Annotated in this window: 18 protein-coding genes; 12 read left to right on the top strand and 6 right to left on the bottom strand. The window is 71.7% G+C overall.

The window, feature by feature from the left end; all coding sequences use genetic code 11:
- Positions 1-64 precede the first annotated feature (64 nt).
- Complete coding sequence (locus ACZ6I3_RS34250) at positions 65-484, top strand: pyrophosphohydrolase domain-containing protein (RefSeq protein ID WP_469420024.1); 420 nt, start codon at positions 65-67, stop codon at positions 482-484.
- 12 nt (positions 485-496) lie between these two features.
- Here the strand turns inward: ACZ6I3_RS34250 and ACZ6I3_RS34245 are convergent, their stop codons facing one another.
- Entirely contained in the window at positions 497-1,720 is a 1,224-nt protein-coding gene (locus ACZ6I3_RS34245; protein ID WP_469420022.1) for a cation:proton antiporter, read from the bottom strand.
- 4 nt (positions 1,721-1,724) lie between these two features.
- Positions 1,725-2,210, bottom strand: coding sequence for a cation:proton antiporter regulatory subunit (locus ACZ6I3_RS34240; RefSeq protein ID WP_469420021.1), 486 nt, complete (start codon positions 2,208-2,210; stop codon positions 1,725-1,727).
- A gap of 128 nt (positions 2,211-2,338) precedes the next feature.
- Between ACZ6I3_RS34240 and ACZ6I3_RS34235 the strand changes: the two genes are divergently transcribed.
- From ACZ6I3_RS34235 to ACZ6I3_RS34220, 4 genes are all read left to right on the top strand, one after another.
- Positions 2,339-3,382 carry a sensor histidine kinase gene (locus ACZ6I3_RS34235; protein WP_469420020.1) on the top strand — a complete coding sequence of 348 codons (1,044 nt, stop codon included), beginning with the start codon at positions 2,339-2,341 and terminating at the stop codon, positions 3,380-3,382.
- Positions 3,382-4,062: a response regulator gene (locus ACZ6I3_RS34230; RefSeq protein WP_469420018.1), complete on the top strand. Its 681-nt coding sequence runs from the start codon at positions 3,382-3,384 to the stop codon at positions 4,060-4,062. Before ACZ6I3_RS34235 ends, ACZ6I3_RS34230 begins: the two co-directional genes overlap by 1 nt.
- A 135-nt stretch (positions 4,063-4,197) precedes the next feature.
- On the top strand, positions 4,198-5,733 hold the full coding sequence (miaB, locus tag ACZ6I3_RS34225) for a tRNA (N6-isopentenyl adenosine(37)-C2)-methylthiotransferase MiaB (protein WP_469420016.1): 1,536 nt from the start codon (positions 4,198-4,200) through the stop codon (positions 5,731-5,733).
- A gap of 84 nt (positions 5,734-5,817) precedes the next feature.
- Positions 5,818-6,531: a class III extradiol dioxygenase subunit B-like domain-containing protein gene (locus tag ACZ6I3_RS34220; protein WP_469420015.1), complete on the top strand. Its 714-nt coding sequence runs from the start codon at positions 5,818-5,820 to the stop codon at positions 6,529-6,531.
- Positions 6,532-6,620: 89 nt separating this feature from the next.
- On the opposite strand, the gene ACZ6I3_RS34215 is transcribed toward ACZ6I3_RS34220, so the two are convergent.
- Positions 6,621-6,944 (bottom strand): antitoxin, encoded by a 324-nt coding sequence (locus tag ACZ6I3_RS34215; protein ID WP_469420014.1) that lies wholly within the window; start codon positions 6,942-6,944, stop codon positions 6,621-6,623.
- 27 nt (positions 6,945-6,971) lie between these two features.
- Positions 6,972-7,244 (bottom strand): hypothetical protein, encoded by a 273-nt coding sequence (locus ACZ6I3_RS34210; RefSeq protein ID WP_469420012.1) that lies wholly within the window; start codon positions 7,242-7,244, stop codon positions 6,972-6,974.
- A gap of 182 nt (positions 7,245-7,426) precedes the next feature.
- On the opposite strand from ACZ6I3_RS34210, the gene miaA reads away from it, so the two are divergent.
- From miaA to hflX, 6 genes are all read left to right on the top strand, one after another.
- On the top strand, positions 7,427-8,365 hold the full coding sequence (miaA, locus tag ACZ6I3_RS34205) for a tRNA (adenosine(37)-N6)-dimethylallyltransferase MiaA (protein ID WP_469420010.1): 939 nt from the start codon (positions 7,427-7,429) through the stop codon (positions 8,363-8,365).
- 107 nt (positions 8,366-8,472) lie between these two features.
- Complete coding sequence (locus tag ACZ6I3_RS34200; protein WP_469420085.1) at positions 8,473-9,006, top strand: hypothetical protein; 534 nt, start codon at positions 8,473-8,475, stop codon at positions 9,004-9,006.
- Between the two features lie 131 nt (positions 9,007-9,137).
- Entirely contained in the window at positions 9,138-10,016 is an 879-nt protein-coding gene (gene dapF / locus ACZ6I3_RS34195; protein ID WP_469420009.1) for a diaminopimelate epimerase, read from the top strand.
- Between the two features lie 295 nt (positions 10,017-10,311).
- Complete coding sequence (locus ACZ6I3_RS34190; protein ID WP_469420008.1) at positions 10,312-12,507, top strand: RelA/SpoT family protein; 2,196 nt, start codon at positions 10,312-10,314, stop codon at positions 12,505-12,507.
- 91 nt (positions 12,508-12,598) lie between these two features.
- On the top strand, positions 12,599-14,107 hold the full coding sequence (locus ACZ6I3_RS34185) for a M1 family metallopeptidase (RefSeq protein ID WP_469420007.1): 1,509 nt from the start codon (positions 12,599-12,601) through the stop codon (positions 14,105-14,107).
- A gap of 126 nt (positions 14,108-14,233) precedes the next feature.
- Positions 14,234-15,727 carry a GTPase HflX gene (hflX, locus tag ACZ6I3_RS34180; protein WP_469420005.1) on the top strand — a complete coding sequence of 498 codons (1,494 nt, stop codon included), beginning with the start codon at positions 14,234-14,236 and terminating at the stop codon, positions 15,725-15,727.
- 76 nt (positions 15,728-15,803) lie between these two features.
- On the opposite strand, the gene ACZ6I3_RS34175 is transcribed toward hflX, so the two are convergent.
- Entirely contained in the window at positions 15,804-17,006 is a 1,203-nt protein-coding gene (locus ACZ6I3_RS34175; protein ID WP_469420004.1) for a trypsin-like serine peptidase, read from the bottom strand.
- 202 nt (positions 17,007-17,208) lie between these two features.
- Positions 17,209-18,444: a trypsin-like serine peptidase gene (locus tag ACZ6I3_RS34170; RefSeq protein WP_469420002.1), complete on the bottom strand. Its 1,236-nt coding sequence runs from the start codon at positions 18,442-18,444 to the stop codon at positions 17,209-17,211.
- Positions 18,445-18,790: 346 nt separating this feature from the next.
- Between ACZ6I3_RS34170 and ACZ6I3_RS34165 the strand changes: the two genes are divergently transcribed.
- Positions 18,791-20,329: an aminotransferase class III-fold pyridoxal phosphate-dependent enzyme gene (locus ACZ6I3_RS34165; RefSeq protein WP_469420083.1), complete on the top strand. Its 1,539-nt coding sequence runs from the start codon at positions 18,791-18,793 to the stop codon at positions 20,327-20,329.
- Positions 20,330-20,448: the final 119 nt, after the last annotated feature.

Genomic DNA, 20,448 nt, shown 5'->3' with positions numbered 1-20,448 from the left:
CCAGGGGCGGTCTCCGGCACCGGGGCGGGGAGGACTGTCAGTGGCGGCCGCTACTGTCCTTCCCATGAGCTCCTCGCCCGCTGACCTGGTCCGTGAATTCCACCTCGCCTTCGGCCTGGACGCCCGCTGTACCCCGACGGAGATCTCCCCGGAACTCGCCGCCCACCGCGGCGAACTCCTCGCGGAGGAGGCCGCGGAGGTCGCCGAGGTGTCGGTCCGGGGCCCGCTCGACAAGCTCGCCCACGAACTGGCGGACGTCGTCTACGTCGCGTACGGCACCGCCCTCGTCCACGGCATCGACCTCGACGCGGTACTGACCGAGATCCACCGCTCCAACATGACCAAGATCGGCCCCGACGGCGCGGTCTCCCGACGCGAGGACGGCAAGGTCCTCAAGGGCGAGCACTACGAGGCACCGGACGTGCCCGGGGTGCTGCGCAGGCAGGGGTGGGCTCCCGGCAGTGACCAGAGGTCCCCGAGGTGACCCACCCCTTCCTCAGTCGCCCACCGGCGCCTCCGCCTCGGCCTTCCGGGGCGCGGGTTCCGGGGTTCCCCGACGGGCCTCGCGGCGTCCGCTCCACCACATCGCCACCGGCTCCGTGTAGCGCGCGGTGAGGGGGCCGAGGACGACCAGGATGAGGACGTAGGCCGTGGCCAGGGGGCCGAGGGACGGCTCGATGCCGGCCGCGACCGCCAGGCCGGCGATGACGATCGAGAACTCCCCGCGGGCCACCAGCGCACCGCCCGCCCGCCAGCGGCCCTTGACGGAGATCCCGGCGCGCCGGGCCGCCCAGTACCCGGTGGCGATCTTCGTCAGGGCCGTGACGACGGCCAGCGCGAGGGCGGGCAGCAGGACGGGCGGGATGCTGGACGGGTCGGTGTGCAGTCCGAAGAAGACGAAGAAGACCGCCGCGAACAGGTCCCGCAGGGGACTGAGCAGGGTGTGCGCACCCTCCGCCACCTCTCCGGAGAGCGCGATGCCCACCAGGAAGGCCCCGACCGCGGCCGACACCTGGAGCTGCTGCGCGACACCCGCGACCAGGATCGTCAGGCCCAGCACCACCAGCAGCAGCTTCTCCGGGTCGTCGCTGGAGACGAACCGCGAGATGAGCCGGCCGTAGCGCAGGGCCAGGAACAGCACGAGGCCCGCCGCGCCCAGCGCGATCGCCAGGGTCACACTGCCGGCCATCAGCCCGACGCCCGCCACGAGCGCCGTGACGATGGGCAGGTACACGGCCATCGCCAGGTCCTCCAGCACGAGCACGCTGAGGATGACCGGTGTCTCACGGTTGCCGACCCGGCCCAGATCGCCGAGCACCTTCGCGATCACGCCGGACGACGAGATCCAGGTGACACCGGCCAGCACGACGGCCGCCACCGGCCCCCAGCCGAGCAGCAGCGCCACCGCCGCTCCCGGCAGCGCGTTGAGCGCGCAGTCGACCAGGCCGGAGGGGTAGTGCGTCTTGAGGTTGGAGACCAGATCGCTCGCCGTGTACTCCAGGCCCAGCATCAGCAGCAGGAGGATGACGCCGATCTCGGCACCCGTGGCGATGAACTCCTCGCTCGCGCCCAGCGGCAGCAGCCCGCCTTCGCCGAAGGCCAGACCGGCCAGGAGGTACAGCGGTATCGGCGAGAGCCGGAAACGGGCGGCGAACCGCCCGAGCAGGCCGAGGCCGAGAATGATGGAACCGAACTCGATGAGCAGGACCGCGGAGTGCACAGGCTCACTCCCGCCCGAGTATCGTCGCGGCGGCGTCCACGCCCTCACGGGTCCCGACGACGATCAGCGTGTCACCGCCCGCCAGCCGGAAGTCCGGCGCGGGCGACGGAATGGCCTCGGCCCGGCGCAGCACCGCCACGACCGACGCCCCCGTCTCCGTCCGCATCTTCATGTCGCCCAGCACCCGCCCGTTCCAGCGCGAGGTCGCGGCCACCTCGATCCGCTCGGCGACCAGCCCCAGGTCCGTGGTGTACAGCAGGCTCGGGCTGTGATGGGACGGCTTCAGCGCGTCGATCAGCGAACCCGCCTCCGAGCCGGTCAGCCGCAGCGAATGCGCGCAGGAGTCGGGATCGTCGGCCCGGTACATGTTGACCGTGCGCGTGCCGTCGCGGTGCGCCACCACCGACAGATGGCGGTGTTCCCGGGTCTCCAGGTCGTACTGGACCCCGATCCCCGGCAGCGGCGTCGCCCTCAGGCGCGGAGCTGACACGTTGCTTCCCCTTTTTTGTCTTGTTTGGTTTGTTTGTCTTGTTGGTGTTGCTGTGTCGGTGTCGTGAACGGTGTAGATCAACGGACGGGTCAAGTCCGCATGCTGCCATCCGCCCGTACGGTGACGACATGGGTGTTGTGACGGATATACACAGCGGCCGGTCGCCGGAAAGGGTGGAGCGGGAGGTGCCGTACGCGAAGGCCGGAAGGGGCGGATCCAGGAACGTGTCGTTGTTCTGGCGGATCTTCTCGCTCAACGCCGCGGGCCTGGTCGTGGCCACGGCATTGCTGCTCGGCCCGGTCACCGTGTCCACCCCCGTCCTGGCGGGCGAGGCGCTCGTCCTGCTCGGCGGCCTGGTGATGCTGCTGGCGGGCAACGCCCTGGTGCTGCGCTTCGGCCTCGCGCCCCTGCAACGGCTCGGCACTTCCATGGCCACCGCCGATCTGCTGCGTCCGGGATCCCGCCCGGTGGTCGCCGGCCCGGCGGAGACGGCCGCGCTGATCGCGACGTACAACACGATGCTCGACCGGCTGGAGGCCGAGCGGGCCGCGGGCGCCGCCCGGGCTTTGTCCGCACAGGAGGGCGAACGGCACCGGATCGCCCGCGAGCTGCACGACGAGGTCGGGCAGACCCTGACCGCCGTCCTGCTCCAGCTCAAGCGCGTCGCCGACCGGGCGCCCGAGGAACTGCGCGAGGAGGTGGGCCAGGCGCAGGAGGCGACCCGGGCCGGTCTGGACGAGATCCGCCGTATCGCCCGCCGGCTGCGTCCCGGTGTCCTGGAGGAACTCGGGCTGGCCAGCGCCCTGCGCTCGCTCGCCTCCGAGTTCACGACACATGGGCTGACCGTGCGCCACCACGTCACCGGCGACGTCCCCGCCCTGAGCCCGGAATCGGAACTCGTCGTCTACCGGGTGGCCCAGGAAGGCCTGACCAACACCGCCCGCCATGCCGGCGCCGACCGCGCCGAACTCCGCCTCCAGCAGGTCCCCGACGGCGTCGAACTCCTCGTACGCGACAACGGCACGGGCGTCGGCGACGCCCCGGAGGGCGCCGGCATCACGGGCATGCGCGAACGCGCCCTCCTGATCGGCGCCGCCCTCACCGTCGAACCGGCCCGCGGCCGGGGCACCGACGTACGCCTGCGCGTACCGATGACGGAAGGAGCACCCTGATGTCCGCACCGGTGACGAAGACGACAGCCCGGAATCCCATCCGCGTCCTGCTCGCCGACGACCACACCCTGGTACGCCGGGGAGTGCGCCTCATCCTGGACGGGGAACCGGACCTGACGGTCGTCGCCGAGGCCGGGGACGGTGCCGAGGCCGTCGCCCGGGCCCGCGACACCGCCGTGGACCTGGCCGTCCTCGACGTCGCCATGCCCCGCATGACCGGCCTCCAGGCGGCCCGCGAACTCTCCCGCCGGCTGCCCGACCTGCACATCCTGATCCTGACGATGTACGACAACGAGGAGTACTTCTTCGAGGCGCTCAGGGCCGGAGCCAGCGGCTACGTCCTCAAGTCCGTCGCCGATCGCGACCTGGTCGAGGCCTGCCGGGCGGCCGTGCGCGACGAGCCGTTCATCTACCCGGGCGCCGAGCGGGCCCTCGTCCGCTCCTACCTGGAGCGGCTGCAACGGGGCGACGGCCTGCCGGAGAGGGCCGTCACTGAGCGCGAGGAGGAGATCCTCAAGCTGGTCGCCGAGGGCCACACCTCGAAGGAGATCGGCGAACTCCTCTTCATCAGCGCCAAGACGGTCGAACGCCACCGCGCCAACCTTCTCCAGAAGCTCGGCATGCGCGACCGCCTGGAGCTGACCCGGTACGCGATCCGCGCCGGGCTCATCGAGCCGTGAGCCCGGGCTCCCTCGCGTCGTCGCCGGCGAGCTTGGAGTGTGTCCCCCGCATCCTCGAGGAGGGACCGTCGGTGCTTCAGGCGTCCTGAACCGGTCCGTACGCGGGCCAAGTCCGGGAGCGCCTACCCTTGAGCCATGACCATCAGCAGCGACCGGAGCCCGGCAGTGGATGAGCAGACATCCAGGACATATGAAGTTCGCACCTACGGATGTCAGATGAACGTCCACGACTCCGAGCGATTGTCCGGTCTGCTGGAGGACGCGGGCTATGTGCGCGCCCCCGAGGGCTCCGACGGCGAGGCGGACGTCGTCGTGTTCAACACCTGCGCGGTGCGGGAGAACGCCGACAACAAGCTCTACGGCAACCTGGGCCACCTCGCGCCGAAGAAGGCGAGCCGCCCCGGCATGCAGATCGCGGTCGGCGGCTGTCTGGCGCAGAAGGACCGCGACACCATCGTGAAGCGGGCGCCCTGGGTGGACGTCGTCTTCGGCACGCACAACATCGGCAAGCTGCCGGTCCTGCTGGAGCGCGCCCGAGTGCAGGAAGAGGCGCAGGTCGAGATCGCCGAGTCGCTGGAGGAGTTCCCCTCGACGCTGCCGACGCGCCGCGAGAGCGCGTACGCGGCCTGGGTGTCGATCTCCGTCGGCTGCAACAACACCTGTACGTTCTGCATCGTCCCGGCCCTGCGCGGCAAGGAGAAGGACCGCCGCCCCGGCGACATCCTCGCCGAGATCGAGGCCCTGGTCGGCGAGGGCGTCTCCGAGATCACGCTGCTCGGCCAGAACGTCAACGCGTACGGCTCCGACATCGGCGATCGCGAGGCCTTCAGCAAGCTGCTGCGCGCCTGCGGGAAGATCGACGGCCTGGAGCGCGTCCGCTTCACCTCCCCGCACCCGCGCGACTTCACCGACGACGTCATCGCCGCCATGGCCGAGACGCCCAACGCGATGCCGCAGCTGCACATGCCGCTCCAGTCCGGCTCGGACCCGGTGCTGAAGGCGATGCGCCGCTCCTACCGCCAGGAGCGCTTCCTCGGGATCATCGAGAAGGTCCGCACCGCCATCCCGCACGCGGCGATCAGCACCGACATCATCGTGGGCTTCCCCGGCGAGACCGAGGAGGACTTCGAGCAGACGCTGCACGTGGTGCGCGAGGCCCGCTTCGCCCAGGCCTTCACCTTCCAGTACTCCAAGCGCCCCGGCACCCCGGCCGCCGAGATGGACGGCCAGATCCCCAAGAAGGTCGTCCAGGAGCGCTACGAGCGTCTCGTCGCCCTCCAGGAGGAGATCTCCTGGGAGGAGAACAAGAAGCAGGTCGGCCGCACGCTGGAGCTGATGGTCGCCGAGGGCGAGGGCCGCAAGGACGACACCACCCACCGCCTGTCCGGCCGCGCCCCCGACAACCGCCTCGTCCACTTCACCAAGCCGGACCAGGAGGTCCGCCCCGGTGACGTGGTGACGGTCGAGATCACCTACGCCGCTCCGCACCACCTCCTCGCCGAGGGCGCCGTGCTCGACGTGCGCCGCACGCGCGCGGGCGACGCCTGGGAGAAGCGCAGCGCCGAGAAGGCGGGCAAGCCGGCACAGCAGGCCGGAGTGCTGCTCGGCCTGCCGAAGATCGGCGTGCCCGAGCCGCTCCCGGTCGCGACGAGCGGCTGCGCCCTGGACTGACCGGTCCCACCCGCGGTGACCCGCAAGCCGGTTCGCCGGGCGCGGGATGCGTGCGGGCGGGTCCCCGGGGTTACCCTGCCGATCATGCTTGTCGCCGCCGCTGTCTGCCCCTGCCCGCCGCTTCTGGTCTCCGAGGTCGCGGCGGGCGCCGCACCGGAGCTGGACGCCGCGCGGGCCGCCTGCACGGACGTCCTGGGGGTGCTCGCCGCCGCCCGGCCCGACCGGCTCGTGGTCGTCGGGCCGGGGGAGAGCGCCGGGCCCGAGACCTACCCGCAGGGCACGCGGGGTTCGTTCCGGGGCTTCGGCGTCGATCTCGACGTACGGCTCGGGCCGGCCGCGGGCCCGCACGGGACACAGCGGCTGCCGTACTCGCTGGCGGTGGCCGCCTGGCTGCTGGAGCGGACCGGGTGGTCCGACGCCCCGGTCGAGGGGCTCGGCGTCGGGGAATCCCTCACGCCCGAGAGGTGTGCCCGGACCGGGCAGGACATCGCCGCGCGGGCCGAGCGGGTCGCGCTGCTGGTGATGGGAGACGCCGGCGCGTGCCGGACGCTCAAGGCCCCGGGTTATCTGGACGAACGGTCGGCGCCCTTCGACGCGGAGGTCGCGCGAGCGCTCGGCGCGGCGGACACGGCCGCCCTCATGACGCTGGACACCCGACTGGCGCACGAACTGAAGGCGTCCGGCCGGGCCCCCTGGCAGGTCCTGGCGGGCGCGGCCGAGGGCGCGGACCTCGGCGGATCACTGCTGTACGACGAAGCGCCGTACGGCGTGGGATACCTCGTGGCCACCTGGTCCTAGCCCGGGCGGCAGGGCACGGGAAACGGCGGACGGCCGGGAGCCCTCGTGCTCCGCGGCCGTCCGCCGATGTGCCCTTCAGCTTGCGTTACTCAGGAAGTGGGCGGTGGTCCGTCCGGCGGCGCGGTGCCGGACGCGTTCGGCGGTGGCGTCGTGCCACTCGCGTCCCGCGGCGGTGTCGTGCCCGCCGCGTCCGTTCCGTCGTCGCCCTGGTGCGCGAGTCGGCCCATGGCGCCCTTGGCCTTGCCCGTGCCTGACTGGATCTTGTCGCGGTACTTGCCCTTGGTCCCCTTGTCGATGGCGTGAGCCGCCTTCTCGAGACCGTGGTGGACACTGCCCTCGTGCCGGTGCGCGAGGTCCGAGACCTTGCCCTTGGCCGGGCCCAGCTTGGCTTTCAAGGTGTCCAGGAGACCCATCGCTTCACCTTCCCTCGCGCGGGGCGATCACGTACGGGCGCCCTCGCCGGCCTCGTTGTCGGCCGCCTTGTCGGTGGACTGCTGCTTGGGGATGTCGACGCCTTCGCCCTCGGTGGCCTCGGCGGGGGCCTCGGCACTTGCCTCGGCCGCTTCCGTGACTCCGTCGGCCCCCTTCGTCTCCGGGGCCTCGGCCGCCTCCTCCGCCTCGGGCCCGGCCTTCGCCGTGTCTGCCTGAGCCTCGGCGGCAGGCGCCTCAGGCGTGGCCTTCGACCGCCGGAGAAGTCGTGCAAAAACGCCCATATCCACTCCATACGTTACTCGTGCGGGCGAAATCCCGCGTTGCCCGGTGCGTCTGTTTGCGCGACCCGGGCCACCGCCTCTGTGATCCGGCGGCAGGAACCTCGCAACGGGCAACGACCCCGCAGCTGCGGCGTCACGTAACTCGTTCGGGAGCGGGGTTCGAGGTTTGCGAGACTGTGTCGGTGAGCAGTGCATCCCCCGCCCCCCGCGTCATCGCCGTCGTCGGACCAACTGCGGCCGGAAAGTCCGATCTGGGCGTTTTCCTGGCCCAGCGGCTCGGCGGCGAGGTCGTCAACGCCGACTCCATGCAGCTCTACCGAGGGATGGACATCGGCACTGCCAAGCTGACGCCCGAGGAGCGCGGCGGCGTCCCGCACCACCTCATGGACATCTGGGACGTGACCGTCACGGCGTCCGTCGCCGAGTACCAGCGCCTCGCCCGGGAGCGGATCGACGTGCTGCTCGCCGAGGGCCGCTGGCCGATCCTGGTCGGCGGCTCCGGACTGTACGTACGCGGGGCCGTCGACAAGATGGAGTTCCCCGGCACCGACCCCGAGGTCCGCGCCCGCCTGGAGGAGGAACTCACGCTGCGCGGCCCGGGCGCGCTGCACGCCCGCCTGGCCGCCGCCGACCCCGAGGCCGCTCGCGCGATCCTGCCGAGCAACGGCCGCCGGGTCGTCCGGGCCCTTGAGGTGATCGAGATCACCGGCAAGCCCTTCACCGCCAACCTCCCCGGCCACGACTCCGTCTACGACACCCTCCAGATCGGCGTCGACGTGGCCCGCCCCGAGCTGGACGAGCGCATCGCACGCCGGGTCGACCGGATGTGGGACGCCGGCCTCGTGGACGAGGTGCGCGCACTGGAGGCGCAGGGGTTGCGAGAAGGGCGTACAGCCTCGCGCGCGCTCGGCTACCAGCAGGTCCTCGCGGCGCTTGCCGGGGAGTGCGCGATCGAGGAAGCGCGGGCCGAGACCGTGCGTGCGACCAAGCGCTTCGCGCGCCGTCAGGATTCATGGTTCAGGCGCGATCCGCGGGTGCACTGGTTGAGTGGGGCTGCGGCCGATCTCACAGAACTTCCGCAGCTCGCGCTGTCCTTGGTCGAACGACCGGTTACAGCCTGATCACGTCATGGCATCGGGACGCCCAGGCCGTCATCCGGGCCTGCGGCGGCGTGCCATCATCGAGCTTCGATCGACCGAGTGAGTCCTAGTTGGGAGGGCGCGTGGCGATGGAGGCCGGCCCTCGCGACACCGCACACAGCACCGATCACATCACCGCCGACCGGGATGAACCGGAGCGTCTGGACGGACCGGAGCACCGGGACGGACCCGAGCAGGAGACGGACCGTCTCAGCTCCGACGGGCCCGACGACGAGTCGCAGGGTGTGACGGACGACGGCCCCGAGCCCGACGAGATGTTCGCGGAGGAGGTCGAGGTCGAGCTGCGCCCGCAGCGCCGGATGCGCATCTGGCAGCTCGCACCCATCGTGGGCCTGGCCGCACTCGGCTCCCTGATGTTCGCGTTCCCGCTCGCCTTCGACTTCGGCGACAGCGGGGCCGTCATCGCCATGCTCGGACTGCTGATCTGCTCGTGCGCGGCCGGCTGGGGCATGATGGCCGCCCGCCGCGTCGGCTACACCTGGCCGGGCCTGCCGGCCCGCGGCTCCGGCCGCAGACCGGACTGGCGGGTCGTCATCGCGTATGCCCTGGTCGTGGGCGTCGTCGTGGTCCTCGCCGTCTGGCGGGTGGCAAGGCTCCGCTAGAGCAAGCGCCCAAGGGGCGCGGGGAACTGCGCCACGCACGCCACGGCGCACCCGCAGCCCGCGACGGGCCGCACCGGGACTCACCACCCCGCACCCGGCCCTCCCCGCGGAGCGCCCCGTACGATCGAGGAATGAGCACGCGCACGCGGATCGCCTTCCTCAAGGGCCACGGCACCGAGAACGACTTCGTGATCGTCCCGGACCCCGAGAACACCATCGGCCTGCCCCCGGCCGCCGTCGCCGCTCTGTGCGACCGCCGCGCGGGCATCGGCGGCGACGGACTGCTGCACGTCGTGCGGTCCGCGGCGCATCCCGAGGCCCGGCACATGGCGGCCGAGGCGGAGTGGTTCATGGACTACCGCAACGGCGACGGCTCGATCGCGGAGATGTGCGGCAACGGCGTGCGGGTGTTCGCGCGCTACCTCCAGCGCGCCGGGCACGTGACCGAAGGAGACATCGCCGTCGCCACGCGCGGGGGCGTGAAGGCCGTGCACATCGCCAAGGACGGCGACGTCACCGTGGGCATGGGCAGCGCGCTGCTCCCCGAGGGCGATGTCACGGTGAGCGTCGGCGAGCGCAGCTGGCCCGCGCGGAACGTCAACATGGGCAACCCGCACGCGGTCGCCTTCGTGGGCGACCTGTCCCACGCGGGTGACCTGCTCTCCCCGCCGCCCTTCAGCCCGGCCGCCGCCTACCCGGACGGTGTGAACGTCGAGTTCGTGATCGACCGGGCCCCCGGGCACGTCGCGATGCGCGTGCACGAGCGGGGTTCCGGCGAGACCCGCTCCTGCGGCACGGGCGCGTGCGCGGTCGCCGTGGCCACCGCCCGGCGCGACGGTGCCGACCCCGCGGCCACCGGCGTTCCGGCGACCTACACCGTGGACGTCCCCGGCGGCACCCTGGTGATCACCGAGCGGCCCGACGGCGAGATCGAGATGACCGGCCCGGCCGTGATCGTGGCCGAGGGCGAGATCGACCCGGTCTGGCTGGAATCCGCCACCGGCGCGTGAGCGGGGGCCGATCGGCCCGAAACAGCCGCTCACCCTCGGCCACCCGACCCGAAACCGCCGTGAGAACCGGCCACTTGGCGGAAAACCAACCGTCACGGTCGCGACGTAACGGGGCACAAACCTCACATTCATCCCTCGAATGGGTGATCAGTTTCACGCTCGGCGAGAGGCGGTCAGCCGGGCGTGGTGGGCTCGGTAGCATCAAGCACCGGCCCGGACGGGGGACCGAAGCCGCCCCGTGAGCCGTGTCCGCCCTGGGGCACCCGTCCGCCGGTCCACGCAGCCGGAGGTGCCCATGAGTGCGGAGGCCACGAATTCCGTGACCCCAGGCCCGATGCCGAGTGCGGTGTCAGCACCGGTGACGCCGACAGCCCCGCGCAGAAAGGCCCGCCCCCGGATCGACCTGCGCCGCCTGGGCCGTGCCGCGCTCCTCGGCCCGGCCGCGCGCGACCGGCTGCCCGACGCCATCAGCCACGTCGTCGAGGCCCACCGCGCCCACCACCCCGAGGCCGACCTCGAACCCCTGCGCCAGGCCTACGTCCTGGCCGAGTCCTCGCACCGCGGGCAGATGCGCAAGAGCGGCGAGCCGTACATCACGCACCCGCTCGCGGTGACCCTGATCCTCGCCGAACTCGGTGCCGAGACCACGACGTTGACCGCGTCCCTGCTCCACGACACCGTCGAGGACACGGACGTGACGCTCGACCAGGTCCGCGACCAGTTCGGCGAGGAGGTCCGCTACCTCGTCGACGGCGTCACCAAACTGGAGAAGGTCGACTACGGCGCCGCCGCCGAGTCCGAGACCTTCCGCAAGATGCTCGTCGCCACCGGCAACGACGTCCGCGTCATGTCGATCAAACTCGCCGACCGGCTGCACAACATGCGCACCCTCGGCGTCATGCGCCCCGAGAAACAGGAGCGCATCGCCAAGGTGACACGTGACGTGCTCATCCCGCTCGCCGAACGGCTCGGCGTCCAGGCGCTCAAGACCGAGCTGGAAGACCTGGTCTTCGCCATCCTGCACCCCGAGGAGTACGCGCACACCAGGGAGCTGATCGTCCGCAACGCCGCCCGCGACGACGACCCGCTCGCCGAGGTCGCCGACGAGGTGCGCACGGTACTGCGCGAGGCGGGCCTCCCGGCCGAAGTCCTCATCCGGCCCCGCCACTTCGTCTCCGTGCACCGGGTCTCCCGCAAGCGCGGCCGTCTCCGCGGCTCGGACTTCGGCCGTGTCCTGGTCCTGGTGAACGAGGACGCCGACTGCTACGGCGTCCTGGGCGAACTCCACACCTGTATGACGCCGGTGGTCTCGGAGTTCAAGGACTTCATCGCCGTACCGAAGTTCAACCTCTACCAGTCGCTGCACACGGCCGTCGCCCGGGAGAACGGCCAGGTCGTCGAAGTCCTCATCCGCACCCACCAGATGCACAAGGTCGCCGAGGCAGGGGTCGTCGCACTCGGCAACCCCTACGCACCGGCCCCGGAGGACCCGGCCGACGGTGAGCGCGTCGACCCCACCCGCCCCGGCTGGCTCTCCCGGCTCCTCGACTGGCAGGAGGCGGCACCCGACCCGGACCACTTCTGGTCGACCCTGCGCGAGGACCTCGCCCAGGACCGCGAGATCACCGTGTTCCGGCCCGACGGCGGCACGATCGGCCTGCCCGAGGGGGCGACCTGCGTGGACGCCGCGTACGCGCAGTACGGCGAGGACGCGCACGCCTGCATCGGCGCCCGGGTCAACGGCCGCCTGGCGACGCTGAGCACCGTCCTCAAGGACGGCGACACCGTGCAGCTCCTCATGGGCCAGGACCCGGCGTCCGAGCCGTCCCGGGAGTGGCTGGAGCACGCCCACACGCCCGCGGCCCGGATCGCCATCCAGCGGTGGCTGACCGCACACCCGGCGCAGGCCGAGGCCCAGCGCACCGAGGCCCGGCAGGACCGGCAGGCCGAAGAACGCGCGACGGCTCCCCGGCCCGCCGGCGGCGACGCGTCCGGCACGGACGGGCCGGCCCCCGAGCAGACGTCCGCCCGCCCCGCCGCCGGCCACGTCCTCGCCGACCTGACCGACGCGACCGTCCGGCTCGCCGGCTGCTGTACGCCCGTACCGCCCGACGAGATCACCGGCTTCTCCGTACGCGGCGGAGCGGTCACCGTGCACCGCGTCGAGTGCGCCGCCGTGGCCCGTATGAAGGACACGGGGCGTGCAGAGGTCGGCGTGCGCTGGGGCGACACCACCGAGTGCCGGGTCACGCTGGTCGCCGAATCGTTCGTCCGGCCCCATCTGCTCGCGGACCTCACCGAGGCCATGGCCCTCGAAGGCGCCGAGATCGTCTCCGCGACCGTCGAACCCCCGACCCAGCAGCAGGTACGCCACACGTACACCGTGCAACTCCCGGACGCGGCCCAGCTGCCCGCCCTCATGCGCGCGATGCGCAACGTGGCCGGGGTGTACGACGTCAGCCGGGCGCAGCCGCAGACGCAGGGCGGCTGACCGGTACGGACGACGGCCGGGCGGGTGAGCCCCGGGCGGGCCGGACGCGCGCCGTCCCCATCGCGCTCGCCTGCGCTGATAGCCGTGGGGCATGCTCCTCACCCCCCAGAGCCAGGCCCCCCGTTCGCGCCGCCGGAAGACGGCCGCGGCGCTGCTCGCCTCGGCCGTCTCCGTCAGCCTCGTCGCCGCGAGTGCCCCGGTCGTCCCGCTCGGCGTCGGCGACCGCCTCTTCCCGTACCTGGGCAACCCCGGCTACGACGTGGCGTCGTACGACCTCTCCTTCACCTATACCGGCAGCAACAGCCGGCCGCTACGGGCTGTCACGACCATCAAGGCCCGGACGACCGCCGACCTGGACCGCGTCAATCTCGACTTCGCCAACGGCACGGTCGACTCGGTCGACGTCGACGGCGAGCCCGCAGCGTTCAGCACCGCGGGAGAGGATCTGGTGATCACGCCCCAGGAAGCCGTGCCGGACGGCACCTGGATGCGGATCACCGTGCGGCACACCAGCGACCCCGTGTCCGTCAAGGGCCGCGAGAGCGGCTGGGTACGCACCACGGACGGCCTCGTCATGGCCAACCAGGCCGATGCCGCGCACCGGGTGTTCCCCGGCAACGACCATCCCTCCGACAAGGCGATGTTCACCATCCGGGTCACCGCGCCCAAGGGCCTCACGGCCGTCGCCAACGGCCTGCCCGCCGGGGTGGCCAGGTCCGACGGTTCGACCACGTGGACCTACCGGACCCATCACCCCATGGCCACCGAGCTCACCCAGGTCTCCATCGGCCGCTCCACCGTGTTGCACCGCACCGGCCCGCACGGCCTGCCCATGCGTGACGTCGTACCGACCCGGGACCGCAAGGCGCTCGAACCCTGGCTGAGGAAGACCCCCGCCCAGATCGCCTGGATCGAGAAGCACCTCGGTCGCTACCCCTTCGAGACGTACGGCATGCTCGTGGCGGACGCCTCCACCGGCTTCGAACTCGAGACCCAGACGCTCTCCCTCTTCGAGCGGGAGCTCTTCACCGAGTCCGCCTACCCGGAGTGGTACGTCGAGTCGATCATGGTCCACGAGCTGGCCCACCAGTGGTTCGGCAACAGCGTCAGCCCCCGCACCTGGTCGGACCTGTGGCTCAACGAGGGATACGCCACCTGGTACGAGGCGCAGTACGCCGAGGCGCGGGGCGGCAAGCCGATGCGGGACCGTATGAAGGCCGCGTACAGCGCCTCCGACGGCTGGCGCACGGTCGGCGGCCCGCCCGCCGCCCCGAAGGTTCCCGAGCCCGGCCGCAAGACCGGCATCTTCCGGCACAACGTGTACGAGGGCGCGACGCTCGTCCTCTACGCCCTGCGCGAGGAGATCGGCCGCCCGGCCTTCGACCGCCTGCAGCGCGCCTGGCTCGGCCGCCACCAGGACGGCACGGCCTCGACGCAGGACTACGTCCGGCTCGCCGCCGAGATCTCCGGGCGCGACCTGAGCGGCTTCTTCAAGGGCTGGCTGTACGGCGAGAAGACCCCGCCGATGCCGGGACACCCGGACTGGAAGCCTCAGACCCCCGCGACACCGGGTGCGCCCGCGCCGGGAGCCGCCCGATAACACGGTGACGAGACGCCCCGTGCCGTGCGACTATCGACAGGTCGGCGCGGCACGGAGCGCCGGGAATCTCCCGGACCGCTCGTGCGTTGCGAACAGTGAACGGCTTCCCCGCTACGTAAGGATCCAATGACCTCCTCTTCTTCCCCCTCCCAGGACACCAAGCGCTTCACGCAGAGCCACCCCGAGGGTCTTCGGGCCGATGCCCTGATGGAAGAGGACGTCGCCTGGAGCCACGAGATCGACGGAGAGCGGGACGGCGACCAGTTCGACCGCTCCGACCGCGCGGCCCTGCGCCGTGTGGTGGGCCTCTCCACCGAGCTCGAGGACGTCACCGAGGTCGAGTACCGCCAGCTCCGCCTGGAGCGGGTCGTCCTCGTCGGCGTCTGGACGTCGGGAACCGTGCAGGACGCGGAGAACTCCCTCGCGGAGCTCGCCGCCCTCGCGGAGACGGCCGGCGCGCTCGTGCTCGACGGTGTCACCCAGCGTCGCGACAAGCCTGACCCTGCCACCTACATCGGCTCCGGCAAGGCCGCGGAGCTGCGGGACCTCGTTCTCGAGTCGGGCGCGGACACCGTCATCTGCGACGGTGAGCTCAGCCCGGGCCAGCTCATCCAGCTCGAAGACGTCGTCAAGGTCAAGGTCATCGACCGTACGGCCCTGATCCTGGACATCTTCGCCCAGCACGCCAAGTCCCGAGAGGGCAAGGCGCAGGTCGCGCTCGCACAGATGCAGTACATGCTGCCGAGGCTGCGCGGCTGGGGTCAGTCGCTGTCCCGTCAGATGGGCGGCGGCAAGGGCGGCGGCCTCGCCACCCGTGGTCCCGGTGAGACCAAGATCGAGACGGACCGGCGGCGGATCCGCGAGAAGATGGCGAAGATGCGCCGGGAGATCGCGGAGATGAAGACCGGCCGCGAGATCAAGCGCCAGGAGCGCAAGCGCAACAAGGTGCCCTCGGTCGCCATCGCGGGCTACACCAACGCCGGCAAGTCCTCGCTGCTCAACCGCCTCACGGGCGCGGGCGTGCTGGTCGAGAACGCCCTGTTCGCGACCCTCGACCCGACCGTGCGCCGGGCCGAGACCCCGAGCGGACGGCTGTACACGCTGGCCGACACCGTCGGCTTCGTCCGCCACCTGCCCCACCACCTGGTCGAGGCGTTCCGCTCCACGATGGAGGAGGTCGGCGAGTCCGACATGATCCTGCACGTGGTGGACGGGTCGCACCCGTTCCCGGAGGAGCAGCTGGCCGCCGTGCGCGAGGTGATCAGGGACGTCGGCGCCACCGACGTACCCGAGATCGTCGTGATCAACAAGGCCGACGCGGCCGACCCGCTGACCCTGCAGCGGCTGCTGCGCATCGAGAAGCGGTCCATCGCCGTCTCGGCCCGCACCGGCCAGGGCATGGACACGCTGCTCGCGCTCATCGACAACGAGCTGCCGCGCCCGTCGGTCGAGATCGAGGCGCTCGTGCCGTACACGCACGGCAAGCTGGTCGCCCGTGCCCACGACGAGGGCGAGGTGATCTCCGAGGAGCACACCCCGGAGGGCACCCTGCTCAAGGTGCGGGTGCACGAGGAGCTGGCGGCGGAGCTCGCGCCGTACGCTCCGGCTCCGGCGCTCTGACGCAAGCGCGCAAGTACGCAAGCACGCCGAAGGCCCGCTCCCTGTCCGCAGGGAGCGGGCCTTCGGCATACTCCGGTCAGCGACCGCCGTACGTCTCGCTCATGTTCTGGTAGAGCGCCTCGGCGTCACGGCCCAGCTGCGGGCCCGCCAGCCAGGTGTTGTCGGCCGGGCCGATCGATGTGTTGGACACCAGCACGGACTTGCCGTTCCGTACCCGGAACCAGCCGCCGCCGGACGAACCGCCGGTCATGGTGCAGCCGATGCGGTGCATCGTCGGCAGGGTCGGGCTGAGCGAGAACCGGCCGGGGACGTCGACGCACTTGAACATCTTCAGGCCGTTGTAGGGCGGTGCGGCCGGGTAGCCCCAGGCGCCCATCTTGCGCGCCTCGGCCGCGGAGGGGGCGGAGAAGTCCACGTCCAGCGCCGCACCGACCGTCTCCTCCAGGGACTTGCCGCCCCGCTCGGGCTTCACGTGCAGCACGGCGTAGTCGTACGCGGCCCCCTCGCCGCCGGTCTCCGAGCCGCCCTTGATCCACTGGTTCGAGGTCGAGGCCCAGTCCGCCCACCAGTTGCCGTACGGGGCGATCTCGGTCGGGTTCGCGTTGGTCAGCTCCGCCTCGGACTTGCCGTAGTCGTTGTAGGCGGGGACGAAGGTGATGTTGCGGTACCAGCCGCCGCTGCCACCGGCGTGCACGCAGTGGCCCGCCGTCCACACCAGGTTGGACTTGCCCGGGTGGTTGACGTCCTTGACGACCGTGCCGGAGCAGACGGCCGGGCCGTCGGGTGAGTCGAAGAAGACCTTGCCGACCGGCGCCGCGTTGCGGTGGTACGGCGTCTTCTCCGCCTGCGCCCGGACGGGCGCAGGATCCGGGTCGCTGACGCCCTGACCGGCCGACGCGTCCTTCGTGGTGACCGTCTTGTCGGCCTCCTTCGCGGACTGCATGCGGTCGGGCTTCCAGAGGCCCTCGATCACCGGGTTGACGAAGTCCTTGGCGTCACTGAGCCACTTGTCCCTGTCCCAGTCCTTCCAGCCCCCGTCCCTCCACCGGTCGGCGTCGATCCCGTGCTCCTTGAGCTTGCCCGCGAGCTCGGCAGGGATCCGGACCTTGCCGCCGCCGTCCGCGGCCTGCGAGGTGGTGGCGTCGGGCTTGTCGCTCGCCGAGTCCGCCGAACCGTCACAGGCGGTGGCCGTGAGCGCCAGGGCGACGACGAGTCCGGTGGCGGCGAGGACGGTGCGCCGCCCGCGGCTCGGTGCCGCGGGCGTACGTGTGGAACGCATGGTGCGATGACCCCCGTTGGTGCGTGCTGTGCGTGCCTGGGTGCTGCTGCGCCTGAATGTCATGTGCTTGTCACGCAGGGGCCTCACTGCGGCTGCGATGCGCGACACCCCACTATGCCCGGGGAGTTGGGGGCGAACGGCGGTGGGCCGGTGAAGGTTTCCGTGAGCCCCCGGCCTCACCACCGCGCTGATCAGCCTGCCGTCAGCGGCCCGCGAACTTCTCGCTCACCGAGTCGTACACGCCCTTGGCCACGCCGCCCAGGCGCGGTCCGGCCAGCCAGCCCGACGTCACCGGACCGATCGAGGTGTTGGACACCAGCGCCGGCTTGCCGTCAGAGCCCGGCGCGACCCAGCCGCCGCCCGACGAACCGCCGGTCATGGTGCAGCCGATGCGGTACATCGTCGGATCCGACGCCGTGACCGACAGCCGGCCGGGCCGGTCCTGGCACCGGAACAGCTTCTGCCCGTCGAACGGCGGCGCGGCCGGATAGCCGATCGCCGTGACGCTCTTCGTCTTCGGCACGGAGGGAGCCTTGAAGTCGACCGGCAGGGCCGAACCGACCATCTCCTCCAGCGACTTGCCGCCGCTGCCCTTCTCCGGCGTCACATGGATGACCGCGAAGTCGTACGGAGCGCCGTCACCGCCCGTCGAACCGCCCTGCTCGATCCACTGGTCCGAGGTCTGCGCCCAGTCGCCCCACCAGACACCGTAGGGGGCCACGTCCTTGCGGGTGGCGTTCTCCAGTTCCGCGACCGGCTTGCCGGCGTCGTTGTACGACGGCACGAACGCGATGTTGCGGTACCAGCCGCCCTTCTTGCCCGCGTGCACGCAGTGGCCCGCCGTCCACACCAGATTGGACTTGCCCGGGTGCGCGGGGTCCTTCACCACCGTCGCCGAGCAGACGGCCGAGCCCTTGGGGGAGTCGAAGAACACCTTCCCGGCCGTGGGGGCGTTGGCGTGGTAGGACGGCGGCACGGCCTGCGCCTCGACGGGCTCGGGCGTGGGGTCGGTCACGCCCTGGTCACCGGCGAGGTCGCTGTCGTCCACGCCCTGGTCGGGCTCCTCGGCCTCCCTCATGCGGTCCGGGTCCCAGAGGCCTTCGATGATCGGGTTGATGTACTCGTTGGCCTCGCGCAGCCAGTCGTCCCGGTCCCAGTTCTTCCAGGCGCCGTTCTTCCACTTGTCGACGTCGATCCCGTGCTCGCGGAGCCGGTCCCTGATGTCGTCCGGGATCTTGAGCTTGCCGTCGTCGGAGGCGGAGGCGGAGGCGGCTGCGGATGCGGAGGCCTCACCGCCCGCCGAGGCGTCGCCCGACTCGCAGGCGGTGGCGGTCAGCGCGAGCGCCGAGGCGAGGGCGGCGGCAGCCAGCACGGGGGAGTTCCTGCGGCGCCTCCACTCCCCTCGGCTGGTGGTGGACGACGGCCGTATGGATCGCATGATCTGACTCCCCCTGATGAGAACGAACTGGTACGAACCGGCGCCTCGATCGCGGTGTCCGCCGAACTCACGGGGAGTTCGGGCCGACCTCCCGGCGCCCGGGAACGGCACCACACACTATGCGGTGGCTGTGGGGGCGCTCCGACGGGACCGCAACAGTTCCGTCACGGAAAGGATCTTGAGGCAACCCGTAACCCGGTGAGCGGTCGGGGGTTGGTAGCGGTGGGGGGTCTGCTGTCTGTGTGCGGTCCCGTGTGCCCGTGCGCAGTGGGAGGTCAGGGAAGTCGTGGCGGAATCCACCCGTGGGGGATGTGCGTCAGAGGAGGCCGTCGTGCGGCGTACGCCGGTGAAAACTCTCCCCGGTGATGCGGTCGACGACGTCACAGCGCCGGGAACGCGCGCCGCACACGAAGGGATTCTGCGCCGCCAGTCCGCGCGCGAGTCCGCGGCCCGGACCTATGCCCGGGCCCTGCCGATCGTCCCGGTGCGGGCGCGAGGGCTGACCATCGAGGGCGCGGACGGCCGCCGCTATCTGGACTGCCTCTCGGGCGCCGGCGCGCTCGCGCTCGGGCACAACCACCCCGTCGTCCTGGAGGCCATCCGCAAGGTCCTCGACTCCGGCGCACCCCTGAACGTCCTCGACCTGGCCACCCCCGTCAAGGACGCCTTCCTCACCGAGCTGTTCCACACCCTGCCGGCGGGACTCGCCGACAGGGCCCGTGTGCGCTTCTGCGGACCGGCCGGCAGCGACGCCGTGGAGACCGCCTGCGAACTCGTCCGCGCGGCGACCGGTCGGACCGGCCTCATCGCGTTCACCGGCGCCTGCCACGGAAGCGCCGCCGGGCTGCCCGAGGCGCCCACCGGCGCCCACGACGTACGGGTCACCCGCCTGCCCTACCCGCAGGACTACCGCTGCCCGTTCGGAGTCGGCGGCCAGGCCGGGGCCGACCTCGCCGCCCGCTGGACCGAGTCCGTCCTCGACGACCCCAGGTCGGGCGTGCCGCTCCCCGCCGGGATGATCGTCGAGCCCGTCCAGGGCGAGGGCGGGGTGATCCCCGCACCGGACGCCTGGCTGCGGCGCATGCGGCAGCTCACGGCCGACCGGTCCGTCCCGCTGATCGCCGACGAGATCCAGACGGGCGTCGGACGGACCGGCGCCTTCTGGGCGGTGGAACACAGCGGAGTGACCCCCGACGTCATGGTCCTCTCCAAGGCCATCGGAGGCAGTCTGCCGCTGGCCGTCGTCGTCCACCGCGACGACCTCGACACCGGGGAACCCGGTGCCCCCACCGGCACCTTCCGCGGCAACCAACTCGCCATGGCCGCCGGCACGGCAACCCTCGCCCACGTCCGGCAGAACCGCCTCGCCGAGCACGCGGCGACTCTCGGCGCGCGCATGCTGAGCCAACTCCGAGTCCTGGCAGCGGAGTTCCCCTGCATCGGAGATGTGCGCGGGAAGGGGCTGATGATCGGCGTGGAGTTCGTGGATCCCGAGGGGGAAGCCGGGGAAGCAGGGGAAGCCGGGGGAGTCGGACGGATTCCCGGGGCTGGGGTAGACGGTGACTCGGTCGGCGGTGGAGCGGGCGGACGCTGCTGGGGCGGTGTGGTGGAGGCGTCCTCTGGTTCGTGGTCATCGGTGATGCCGGACCGAGCGCGCCGGCGCCTTCCCGCCGCCCCCGGACTGGCCGCCGCGGTCCAGCGGGAGTGCCTGCGGCGCGGCCTCATCGTCGGACTCGGCGGCCGTCACGCGAGCGTCGTGCGACTGCTGCCGCCGCTGACGATCACCGACGAACAGGCAGCCGCCGTGCTGGACCGCCTGGCCGACGCCGTCCGAGCGGCCGCCCGGTGCAGTGGGGGCGCGGCAGCGGCGCCGTCTACGCCGTGAGCCTCCATGCCCTGCTTGTCCACGCCGTGAGCTTCACGCCGTGAGCTTCGACGCCGTGCAGGTTCACGTCATGAGCCCGCATGCGGTGAGGCCGCCCGCCTTGAGCCCCCGGCCTCCGA

The sequence above is a fragment of the Streptomyces sp. NPDC041940 genome (genome assembly GCF_055589465.1).
This window is presented reverse-complemented; position numbering and strand designations above follow the sequence as displayed.